8 protein-coding genes are annotated in these 10,675 nt (G+C 40.0%); 7 read left to right on the top strand and 1 reads right to left on the bottom strand.

All coding sequences use genetic code 11. The features are described from left to right. Positions 1-144 precede the first annotated feature (144 nt). Positions 145-1,890, bottom strand: a complete 1,746-nt coding sequence (locus FHR85_RS06385) for a glutathione ABC transporter substrate-binding protein (protein WP_167262037.1) — start codon at positions 1,888-1,890, stop codon at positions 145-147. Between the two features lie 487 nt (positions 1,891-2,377). On the opposite strand from FHR85_RS06385, the gene FHR85_RS06380 reads away from it, so the two are divergent. From FHR85_RS06380 to FHR85_RS06350, 7 genes are all read left to right on the top strand, one after another. Further along, a complete protein-coding gene (locus FHR85_RS06380) occupies positions 2,378-3,274 on the top strand; it encodes an ABC transporter permease (RefSeq protein ID WP_167262036.1) in 897 nt (298 codons plus the stop codon). Between the two features lie 18 nt (positions 3,275-3,292). Then, positions 3,293-4,216, top strand: a complete 924-nt coding sequence (locus FHR85_RS06375) for an ABC transporter permease (protein ID WP_167262035.1) — start codon at positions 3,293-3,295, stop codon at positions 4,214-4,216. 24 nt (positions 4,217-4,240) lie between these two features. Beyond that, complete coding sequence (locus tag FHR85_RS06370; protein ID WP_167262034.1) at positions 4,241-5,275, top strand: ABC transporter ATP-binding protein; 1,035 nt, start codon at positions 4,241-4,243, stop codon at positions 5,273-5,275. After that, positions 5,241-6,278, top strand: coding sequence for an ABC transporter ATP-binding protein (locus tag FHR85_RS06365; protein WP_167262033.1), 1,038 nt, complete (start codon positions 5,241-5,243; stop codon positions 6,276-6,278). Before FHR85_RS06370 ends, FHR85_RS06365 begins: the two co-directional genes overlap by 35 nt. Positions 6,279-6,473: 195 nt before the next feature. Then, positions 6,474-7,664, top strand: a complete 1,191-nt coding sequence (locus FHR85_RS06360) for a glycine C-acetyltransferase (RefSeq protein ID WP_167262032.1) — start codon at positions 6,474-6,476, stop codon at positions 7,662-7,664. A gap of 35 nt (positions 7,665-7,699) precedes the next feature. Then, the gene (locus FHR85_RS06355; protein WP_167262031.1) at positions 7,700-8,653 is read left to right on the top strand and encodes an L-threonine 3-dehydrogenase; all 954 of its coding nucleotides are present in this window, start codon (positions 7,700-7,702) and stop codon (positions 8,651-8,653) included. A gap of 297 nt (positions 8,654-8,950) precedes the next feature. Further along, a complete protein-coding gene (locus FHR85_RS06350) occupies positions 8,951-10,513 on the top strand; it encodes a BCCT family transporter (RefSeq protein ID WP_167262030.1) in 1,563 nt (520 codons plus the stop codon). The last annotated feature ends 162 nt before the right edge of the window (positions 10,514-10,675 follow it).

Below are 10,675 nucleotides of genomic sequence, written 5' to 3'. Positions count from 1 at the left end.
CAAGCATCCACCGTAAGCGGATCACATGATGCCAACGGCCACCATCAAACCTTCACGCTAAATTGTGTATCTACCCCAACAAATATTTTAGAGCCATAAAAAAAGGCTGGCGCAATGGCCAGCCTTTTTTAGGTCGTTGGTTACTTAGTTAGTAATTTCAACGTTCTTAAGCTGATGGATACCTAATGGGTCTACAGAGTAGTTTTCTACATTCTCTCTTACACCTTTAAGGTGATCTTGGTGGTGAATGTAAACCATTGGAGCAATATCAGCTAGAAGCGTTTGTGCTTCTGAATAAATTTCTTTACGTTTTTCTTCGTCTGTTTCGCGACGACCTTCATCAAGTAATTGGTCAAGCTCTTCATTTTCTACGAAAGAACGGTTACCTGTTGAACCTACTGCGCTTGAATGGAATAGTGCGTATAGACCATAGTCAGCATCACCAGTAACAGTTGACCAACCTAGAACGAACATGTCGTGTTCACCGTTAGCCGTACGCTCTAAGTAAGTACCCCATTCTAATTCTTGTACTTCAACATCAATGTTGTATTCACTTAGTACGTCTTGCACGTAAACAGCTGTTTCAACACGTGATTCGTTGTCGTTCGTCCAAAGTGTTGTTTCGAAGCCATCTTCATAACCAGCTTCGTTTAATAGTTCTTGTGCACGATCTGGCTCATAACCTAAACCTTCAACGCTATCGTCATAACCGAATACGCCAGGAGCTAGAGGGCCAGTCGCAACTGTACCATTACCTTGATAAATACCTTCAATAACTTCTTCCTGGTTAATTGCTAAGTTAATTGCTTGGCGAACTTTCTTGTTATCGAATGGCTCTTTTTGCATGTTAAAACCGATATAAGAAAGACTGACTGATGGCACTTGTTCTACGCGCATGCCTTCGCCTTCTTCAACGTTAGATTTTTGCGTTGGTGTAATATCCGCAATGTGTGACTCGCCTGTTTCTAGTTCTGCTAGACGTGCACCAGGTTCTGGAACAACTTTGAATGTTACACTATCAAGCGTTGCAGGTTCACCCCAGTAATCTTCATAGCGTGTTAAAGTCGTTGATTCACCTGATGTACGAGAATCGAATTTGTAGTAACCTGTACCATAAGGATTCTCTTGTACGTGAGTACCGACGAATTCAGTGATTTCTCCTGAAACCTCTTCAAATTCGCTACCGCCTTCAGCGCGTAATTCATAATACTCTTCGACTGACATATCTACTTCTTCAGCTTCTGATAAAGCATTTTCGTAGTCAGCATCGATCACTTCTTCACTAATCATACCACCAGCATCGTGAGCAAGGTGTGCAAGTAGTGGAGCGAATGGATATTCAGTTGTGATTTGAACTTCATAGTCTCCTTCAACTGAAACATCTGTAATCATTTCATAAAGGAAAGTACGTGGAGACGCCTGTGCTGGGTCAAGTATACGATCAAGGTTTGCTTTTACAGCAGACGCTGTAAATTCAGTACCGTCATGGAACATAACGCCTTCACGTAGTGTGAATGACCAAGTTGTGTCATCAACTTGTTCCCAATCAGTTGCAAGACCTTCCTGAACCTCCATATCATCATTCTGTGTTACAAGTGTTTCGTAAATATTACTACGGACGTTACTTGATGGAACGTCGTTGTTACCGTGCGGATCTAAAGATACAATGTCTGCTCCCATTGCAACTTCTAGATCGTTACCGCCTGAACCAGAAGCTTCTTCGTCACTGCTTCCTTCGTCACTACTTCCTTCATCACTGCTTGAATCTTCGCTTGAGCCTTCGTCGCCTGAACCGCCTTCATCGTCGGATCCGCCACCAGCACAAGCTGCTAGAAATAGTGAAAGAACTAGCATTGCAGCTACGAGCCAAAGTGTTTTGTTTGACTTCATGCTTGTGTTACCCCCTTGAAAAATTGTTTTTAATGAGTCGAACCTAAATTAAATTTTTAGGTAAGCTCTCAAAGATACTATAAACCATTTTCAAACTATTAGCAAGGTTATATTTAATCTAAAATATTATTTAGCATGCAGTTTCAGTATAATAATATGGATAAATATCAGGTTTAATGAATAAAGTTATTATTGTAGCATTATTCAGAATAGACTTAATTCAAGGTAAATTCTTGTCAGGATTTGAAGATACGTTTATGATAGTTAAGAAGAAAGTAGACTCGCCGAACAAGCTTTCCAAAAACTGTTGTTACTGAAGCGCTTACAATTGTGTTAAAATGATGATTGTCCAACCGAAATTTTTGCACTATTTATGAAATTTGTAATATTTACGCTCTGAACAATATAATGGAAGATTCTGCTTAAGTTAATCGGTTAGATCATCAAAGAAAATAATAGGTTATGAAGTTAAAAGGGGGTATATACTATGTCGAATCAACAAGTAGAGGCAGCGCCTACTCAACCAAAAGTCGAAAATCCTCGTGTTAAAGCGGCGAAAGACTTTTATCGACGTTTGAAAAAGAACGTTCCTGCCTTAATCGGATTTTACACGATTTTAATATTAGTTATCTTTTCAATTATTGGACCGTGGATGTTATCGACAGATCCATCTGATACAGATGTTATTAACAAGTTCGCTGGACCATCAGCAGAACACTGGTTTGGGACAGACCACTTAGGTCGTGATATCTTTACTAGAATTATTCATGGTATGAAACTAACGTTAGGAATTGGTTTTGCTTCTGTCTTTATGGGAGCAGCAATGGGGATTCCAATTGGTATTATTGCGGGGTATTACGGTGGTAAAATTGACGCCGTTATTATGCGTTTCATTGATATTCTACTTGCATTCCCTGGTATTCTATTAGCTTTAGCTATCGTTAGTATTCTAGGTGGTAGTTTAGTTAACGTAACAATTGCCGTTGCGATTTATGCTATCCCTGGATTTGCCAGAATTATTCGTGGTTCTACATTAGCTGCGAAAAATCTTGAATATGTCGATGCGATTAAAGCATTGGGAGCTGGAGATGGACGCATTATTTTCAAACACATCCTACCAAACGTTCTATCACCAGTGATTGTTAATGCGACACTTTATATTGCAACAGCGATTCTAACAGCAGCGGGTCTATCATTCTTAGGTATGGGTGCACAGCCACCTCAACCAGAGTGGGGTGCCATGTTAAACGATGGTCGAAGCTATATGCGTGACGCAGGACATATTGCGTTTTTCCCTGGTATGGCAATCGTCATTGTCGTGTTGGCATTTAATATTTTCGGTGACGGTTTACGTGATGCGTTAGACCCGAAAATGAAAAAATAGGAAAGAGGTGCAAACAAGATGACTGTATATATAATTCGTCGAGTGTTGCAGCTGATTCCGGTATTACTCGGTGTATCAATTCTAGTGTTCTCTTTAATGCACCTAACTCCGGGTAACCCGGCTCAGTTGATGGCTGGTGAAAGTGCACCACCTGATACAATCGAACAAATTGAAGAAAGTTTAGGTTTAAATGATCCTCTCCCAGTACAGTATTGGGATTATATTTCCGGTGTTGTTCAGGGTGATTTAGGAACTTCAATGCGCTATAATACACCGGTAGCAGATGAAGTTTGGCCCAAATTTAAAGTGACCCTAGAACTATCAATCTATTCCACGATTTTAAGTATCTTTATGGGTTTATTAGCAGGTATTATTTCAGCAGTACGTCAGTATTCAATCTCAGATATTACCATTATGATTATAGCGTTATTCGGACTTTCGATGCCGAACTTCTGGTTAGGTTTAATGTTGATCCAATGGTTTGCTGTTAATCTTGGTTGGTTCCCACCAACAGGATGGGAAGGTCCTTCTAGCATTGTCTTACCAGTTATTTCACTCGGTACAGCAGGTGCGGCTATTATCGCTCGTATGACGCGTTCGAGTATGCTTGATGTCATCTCACAGGATTACATTCGAACAGCTCGTGCCAAAGGTGTTAAAAAACGTGTTATTATCTATAAACACGCACTAAAAAATGCTTTAATCCCAGTTGTTACCGTAGCTGGTTTACAATTCGGTGCTTTATTAGCAGGTGCTGTGTTAACAGAATCAGTCTTTGCGATTAACGGTATGGGACGTTTACTAGTCGATTCAATTATACAACGTGACTTCCCGGTTGTTCAGGCATGTATTCTTATTATTGCCGTTGTCTTCGTTGTCGTAAACTTAATTGTCGATATTTCGTATAAATTCCTTAATAAGCGAATTGATCTTAACGATTAATGATAGAAAGCGAGGTGTAACAAGATGAGCCAAGAAACAATTTTAGAAGTTAATGATCTACGAACGTCTTTCTTCGTAGAAGGTAATGAAGTAAAAGCTGTTGATGGCGTCACTTTCGACGTTCCTAAAGGTAAAACATTGGGAATCGTAGGTGAGTCCGGGTCAGGTAAAAGTATTAGTGCGTTATCGATCCTTCAATTAATTGATTCTCCAGGTAAAATTGTGGGTGGCGAGATTAATTTTAAAGGCGATAACTTATTAAAATATAATGATAATCAAATGCGTAAAATCCGTGGTAACCAAATTTCGATGATTTTCCAAGAGCCGATGACATCGTTGAACCCGGTTTATACAGTGGGGCAACAATTACGTGAAGCGTTAAAAATTCACCGTGGTTTAGGTAAAGAAGCAGGGACAGAAAAAGCTGTTGAATTACTTGAACTTGTCGGAATTCCTTCTCCACGTAGTCGTGTTACACAATATCCATTTGAATTGTCAGGTGGGATGCGTCAACGTGTGATGATCGCGATGGCTCTTGCTTGTGATCCTGAATTATTAGTTGCTGACGAACCAACAACAGCACTTGATGTAACGATTCAGGCCCAAATTTTAGAGTTATTAAAAGAATTACAAGATGAATTTGATATGTCTATTATTATGATTACCCACGATCTAGGTGTCGTTGCTGAAACATGCGATTATGTTGCGGTTATGTACTGTGGTAAAGTCGTAGAGTATGCAGATGTTAACACACTGTTCAAAAATCCACGTCATCCATACACGGTTGGACTTTTAAACTCTCTACCGCGTAGTGATGTTGACCAAGAAGAATTAGAGCCAATTCATGGTACAGTACCAGCGCCACATGAGATGCCAGTAGGGTGTCGATTTGCGCCGCGTTGCCCATTTGCGACGGACTTATGTCATGAGAAATTACCAGATCTTGAGGATATTGGTGATGAAGAACAAGTTCGTTGCTGGATTTACACTGATGAATGGGACGGCGATCCGGAGGTGAAAGTATATGAGCCAGAAGCAAGAACTACTAAAGATCAATAATTTAAAACAATACTTCCCGATTAAGGGAGGCATTTTAGGAAGAACTGTGAACCATGTTAAAGCGGTTGACGATATTTCCTTCAATATCTATGAAGGTGAAACAGTCAGTTTAGTAGGGGAGTCAGGTTGTGGTAAGTCAACAACTGGTCGTGCAATTTTAAGACTTGATGACCCAACTGACGGAACAGTTGAGTTTGACGGACAAGATTTACTTTCGATGAGTAAAAAAGAAATGCGCGATATGCGTAAAGACTTACAGATCATATTCCAAGACCCATATGCTTCATTAAATCCGCGTATGACAGTACGCCAAACATTAAACGAAGCAATGGAAATTCAAAAAGTTATACCGCAAGATGAGCGTAATGAAAAGATTGCAGAATTAATGGAAACAGTTGGTCTACAACCACACCAAGTTGATCGTTTCCCTCACGAATTCTCAGGTGGTCAACGTCAACGTATCGGTATTGCACGTGCTCTTTCAGTAAACCCGAAACTAATCGTCTGTGACGAAGCTGTATCAGCACTAGACGTATCGATTCAAGCACAAGTGTTAAACTTGCTTAAGAAATTCCAGAATGAGATGAACTTGACTTACTTATTCATTGCCCATGACTTAGGTGTCGTTCGTCACATTTCTGATCGTATTATTGTCATGTATCTTGGTAAGATTGTTGAGATGGGTGATACGAAATCCATTTTCGAAAACCCACAACATCCTTATACAAAAGCATTATTATCAGCGATTCCAGTACCAGATCCAGAGAAGAAAACAGATCGTATTTTCTTACAAGGTGATGTACCGTCACCAATGGATCCGCCAAAAGGTTGCCGCTTCCACACACGTTGTCCATTTGCGACAGAAAAATGTGCAGAAGAGACACCGGAATTAAGAAATGAAGATTATATGCAAGATGGTCACGTAGCTGCATGTCACTATATGAAGGACATTGAAGCAGGCGTGCACCAACCAACCAAAGACACATCAGCAGTACGTGGCTAATGGTTATAGAAGCAGGGAGTTAAAAACTTCCTGCTTTTTTTATGTACAAATTACTTCGTATCTCATTTACGGAATAGCTAAAGCTAAAGCTTATGGCGCTAAAAACTGATTAAAGTGGGGACTCAATTTATAACCCACAAAAAAACAAAACATGTTATCATATGTATGGAGTGAAACTAGCTTAGGAGGGACATTATGCCAAGTGAAACATTAGATCAATTTTTACAACAAAACTTACAAGATTTAAAAGATCAAGGACTTTACAATGAAATCGACCCTGTTGATGGTGCGAACGGTCCTGAAATAACAATTGACGGTCAAAAACTGATTAACTTATCATCGAATAACTACCTAGGTTTAGCGACGGATGAACGTTTGAAAGAAGTTGCTAAAGATGCCGTTGATTCACACGGTGTCGGTGCAGGTGCAGTTCGTACAATCAATGGTACGCTAGACTTGCACGTGAAATTAGAAGAGAAAATTGCAGAATTTAAAGGAACAGAAGCAGCGATTGCGTATCAATCAGGGTTTAATTGCAACATGGCAGCGATTTCAGCTGTAATGGATAAAAATGATGCGATATTATCCGATTCATTAAACCATGCTTCGATCATTGATGGTTGTCGCCTATCAAAGGCAAAGATTATTCCTTTTGAACACAGTAATATGGAGGATTTACGTCAGAAGGCGAAAGAAGCAACAGAATCTGGTCAATACAATAAAGTGATGGTCATTACAGACGGTGTCTTCTCTATGGACGGTGACATTGCGAAGTTACCGGAAATTGTTGATGTTGCTGAAGAATTTGACTTGATTACTTATGTCGATGATGCGCACGGTTCAGGTGTTCTTGGTAAAGGTGCAGGAACAGTGAAGCATTTCGGCTTACAAGATAAAATTGACTTCCAAATGGGCACATTATCGAAAGCGATCGGCGTTGTCGGCGGTTATGTTGCGGGTAAACAAGAACTAATCGACTGGCTTAAAGTCCGCTCTCGTCCGTTCTTATTCTCAACATCATTATCGCCAGCAGACGTTGCAGCGTCGCGCAAAGCGATTGATTTATTAATGGAATCGACAGATCTTTACGATCAAATGTGGGAAAACGGCAATTACTTAAAAGCAGGCCTTAAAGAATTAGGATTTGATATTGGCCAAAGTGAAACACCGATCACGCCATGTATTATTGGGGATGAAAAAACGACGCAACAATTTAGTAAACGGTTAAACGAAGAAGGCGTTTATGCGAAAGCAATCGTCTTCCCAACAGTACCACGAGGAACAGGGCGTGTACGTAATATGCCGACAGCAGCTCATACCAAAGACATGTTAGATCAAGCGATTAAGATCTATGAAAAAGTCGGTAAAGAATTAGGGGTCATCTAATCGAGAAGTAGAACATAACGGGAGGAGAACCGGAGATGAATAAAATATTAATTACCGGATCTTTAGGTCAAATTGGTTCGGAATTAACGATGGCATTACGTGAACGTTATGGTCATCAGCAGGTGATTGCAACGGACATACGAGAAGCTGACCATCCTGTTGTGACAAGTGGTCCATTCGAAACACTTGATGTCACAGATGGTGATGCGATGCAGGGCATAGCAGATCATTATGAAGTTGATACGATTATTCACTTGGCCGCGTTATTATCTGCTAAAGCTGAGAATAATCCGCAGTTGGCATGGGATCTCAATATGAATGGACTCATGAATGCACTTGAAGTAGCCAGAAAACGTGAAGCTAAATTCTTCACACCAAGCTCGATTGGTGCATTTGGTCCAACCACACCAAAAGATCAAACACCACAATTAACAGTGCAACGTCCAACAACAATGTATGGGGTGAATAAAGTCGCTGGTGAGTTACTGTGTGACTATTATTTTGAACGATTTGGCGTTGATACGAGAAGCGTTCGTTTCCCTGGATTGATTTCATATGATACAGAACCAGGTGGCGGAACAACAGATTATGCGGTCGAAATGTATTATGAAGCGTTAAAACAAGGTCGATATACATCTTATATAGCAGCAGGTACTTACATGGATATGATGTATATGCCAGATGCTGTTAAGGCCATTATTGATTTGATGGAAGCGGATCCCGCTCGTCTCAAAAATCGAAATGCCTATAACGTGACAGCCATGAGTGCTGCACCAGAAGATTTTGCACGGGCAATTCAACAACATATCCCAGAGTTTGAATTGGATTATGATGTCGATCCAGTACGCCAAGCCATTGCTGATAGTTGGCCAAACTCAATTGACTCTAAAGCCGCAAAAGACGAATGGGATTTCACCATTGACTATGACCTCAACAAAATGACAGAAGATATGCTAACCCAGCTCAAACAAAAGCTAGTGTTAGACTAATTTATTCTCCCCACGAGTGTAATTAGCTCGTGGGGATTATTTATTGCTCAAAAAAATTAGCCATAATCCTCATAACTTCTAAAAAGTAGCAAATAACAAGACAAGAGGATAAATAGAGCGACATACTATAGGTCAGCTATCGACAGCTTTAAAATTCGCACGTTTTGCCTAAATCACTTTGCTATAAAATTTTTGACGAATAAACTCGATTAGACTAAAATTTAAGAATAATTGTGTAAAAAACATGTCACAAAAAAGACACAGCACACAATTCACCAAAATTACAGGAGGACAAGGATGAAGAAAAAATACTATTCCGAAGAATACTTAGGAACAGGGACGCAATGGGGTCCATTTGCGATCAGTGGAGGATTCTTGTTATTATTTCTTATTTTAGCGTTTTTCACTCCCGATTTCGCGTCAACAGCGGTTAATAAATCATTTGATTTTTCCGCTAAGTATTTCGGTTTATTCTGGCAACTACTAATGCTTGCCACGTTAATTGTTAGTTTAATTTTAATGTTTTCACGCTACGGTCGTGTTCGTTTAGGTAATAAAGAAGAGGCCCAATATAGTAATTTTCGTTGGATTGCAATGATTACAACAACGTTATTGGCAGCAGGTGGCGTATTTTGGGCTTCAAGTGAACCGATTTCTCACTATGTGACTACACCGCCATTATTTGCTGAAGAAGGATTGAGTGAGTGGAATCGTGTTGTACCAGGTTTAGCACAAGCCTTTTTCCACTGGGGCTTCTCAGCATGGGCGATATTAGGTACTGTTGCAACCATTGTCATTATGTATGCACACTACCATAAAGGTATGCCACTTAAGCCAAGAACGATGTTATATCCCGTATTTGGCGATAAGATTTTCCGTCGTTTTAATATATGGGGTGTTTTAGCCGATGTCACATCAATTATTGCTGTTGCAGCAGGTACAATTGGTGCAATTGGCTTCTTAGGTATTCAAGCCGCATATGCTTTTGAAGATGTATTCGGTGTTCCAAGTACATTGTTTACACAAATTTCGTTTATTATTATTCTTGTAACCATTGCGAGTATTTCAGCTATCTCGGGTGTTGATCGAGGGATCCAGTTATTAAGCCGATTTAACGTTGGGTTTGCGATCGTCTTAATGATTATTATTTTAATTATCGGTCCGACAATGTTTATATTAGATGCTTTCATCACAGCTGAGGCATTCCAAATGCAAAACTTCTTAATGATGAGTTTAACTCGTGGTGATGGCGCATGGTTAAGCTGGTGGACCGTTTTCTTCTGGGGTTGGTTCATTGGTTTCGGACCAATGATGGCGATCTTTATCGCTCGTATTTCTCGCGGTCGTACAATCCGTGAACTTGTTGTCGCAGTGGCGATTATGGCGCCATTAGTCAGTAACTTCTGGTTTGCGACATTAGGTGGCTCTGGACTATCATTTGAAATGGACAATCCAGGTGTTATTTCCGATCCGCTTAATAATGTTGGTCAAGAAGCTGCAGTTGCAGCCATATTAGAACAATTGCCATTTAGTTCATTCTTGGCTGTTTGCTTCTTGATTATTACGGTCGTGTTCGTTGCGACAACAACTGACTCTATGTCATATGCATCAGCCGTTGCTATAACAGGTAATGATGAACCGAGCAAATATGTTCGAGTCTTCTGGGCCCTTATTTTCGGTGCAGTAGCAGCTACGCTTATTGCAATTGGTGATGGTAGTGGTGACAGTATCGGTATGTTACAGAACTTTATCGTTGTGTCTGCCGTTCCAGTCTCGCTCTTACTATTACCACCTGTTTGGGACTCCGTAAAAGTCGCCAAACGATTAGCAGAAGAACAAGGAATCAAAAAGAAAGATTAATTTAAAAAAGGTTTGTGGGGATTCCCTGCAAACCTTTTTGTTTAACTGAGTATTATACGTGTCAAAGAAGCTTACGCGTGATATAATATGAACGGTTTTCGCCACATTAGGCGACAGAATATAAAGTGATATTCAACTAAATTTATAGATAAAGGGTGATGA

The sequence above is a fragment of the Alkalibacillus almallahensis genome (assembly GCF_011761495.1).
GTDB lineage: Bacteria > Bacillota > Bacilli > Bacillales > Alkalibacillaceae > Alkalibacillus > Alkalibacillus almallahensis.
The sequence above is the reverse complement of the archived record's forward strand: the minus strand, read 5'-3'. Positions and strand labels throughout refer to the sequence as shown.